Source organism: Rathayibacter sp. VKM Ac-2879, from assembly GCF_015351245.1.
In the GTDB taxonomy this organism is placed as follows: domain Bacteria; phylum Actinomycetota; class Actinomycetes; order Actinomycetales; family Microbacteriaceae; genus Rathayibacter.
On the sequence record NZ_JADKSO010000008.1, the window covers coordinates 1 to 1,532 of the forward strand.

Below are 1,532 nucleotides of genomic sequence, written 5' to 3' on the forward strand. Positions count from 1 at the left end.
ACCCTCGATGATCGAGGCCGCGTCACGAGCGTCGCCTACCCGGCAGCATCCGGAGTTCCCGCGCGCACCGTGACCAGCACTTACGCGACCGCCACGGGAGATCCTCGAACCACGACCGTCACGGACACGGCCGTTACGGGATCCCCTAATGGCGGAAAGATCACGACGACCACGGATCTGCAGGGCAGAGTCACGTCCCACACCGACGTCTGGAACACGACCACGACGACCACCTACAACGCTGCGAACCGTGTGACGCAGACGTCGACAGTCCAGGGTGTATCGACAACCGTCAGGGCCTTCGAATACGACCTCGATGGAAAGACGACGAAGGTCAAGGACGGCGCCAACGATCTCGCGGTCGTCACGTACGGCACCAGCGGCGCCGACCTCGGGCTCGTCACGGCCGTGCAGTACCCTGCGAGCGGTGCAGGAAACGGAACGAGTCTCGGAGCTCTCCTACGAAATGACTCGGGTGCGCAGACCGCTCAGACGTGGTCCTTCGCGTCGGGCGCTGCTGTGAAGGACGAGGTCGTGCGGTCGCAGGCCGGACGTATTGTGCAGAACACTCTCACTCAGGCGGGCACGTCCGGTCTGGTCTCGAACTACAAGTTCGACCTCGCCGGACGACTCACGAACGCCACGATCCCCGGCCACACCCTCACCTACGGCTACGGCGACACGAACTGCACCGCGACCGGCGCCATCAACAACGCCGGCCGCAACGGGAACCGCACCTCCATGACCGACCAGCCGACGACCGGAGCGACAACCACAGCGACCTACTGCTACGACGCAGCCGACCGGCTGCTCTCCAGCCAAGTCACGAACCCGGTGGCTGGTGCCGACACCGTCGCCGACGGGCTCGGCGCGACCGAACTCGGATACGACCTGAAGGGGCGAACGACCAAGCTCGGCGACCAGACCTACAGCTACGACCTCGCCGACCGCCACACGAAAACCACACAACCCGACGGCACCAGCGTCGAGTACCTTCGCGACGCCACGGACCGCATAGTCGCTCGCACGTCGACCGCCCCGGGCGGTCCAGTTCAGACGATTCGTTACTCGTTCACCGCCGCCGGCGACAAGACACAACTCGTTCTCGACAGCAGCAATACAGTTATCGAACGAACTGTTACCCTTCCCGGCGGAGCGATCGCATCGCTGCGCACGGACGGAACCGAGACATGGTCATACCCGAACCTTCAGGGAAGCATCATCACGACAGCTGATGCTGGGGGCGCACGGTCAGCTACCGTGAACCGGTATGACCCGTTCGGGCAGCCGGTCGATCCCACGACAGGCCGCATTGGCACAATCGCGGCAGCGGACGCGGTCGCCGACTCCCAGAAGAACTCCGACGCCGACTACTCCTGGCTCGGCGGCAACCAGAAGCTCTTCGAACACGCAGGAGGAATAGCTGCCATCGAGATGGGCGCAAGAATCTACATCGCAGCGCTCGGCCGCTTCCTCTCCACCGACCCAGTAGAGGGAGGAGTGGACAACGACTACAACTACCCTCTCGATCC

The 1,532-nt window shown here is 64.0% G+C and carries 1 protein-coding gene; it reads left to right on the forward strand.

Features of this window, described 5'->3' with window-relative positions:
- Positions 1–69: 69 nt before the first annotated feature.
- The coding region (locus ITJ45_RS13870; RefSeq protein WP_228494007.1) for a hypothetical protein at positions 70–1,532 on the forward strand (1,463 nt) is incomplete at its 3' end.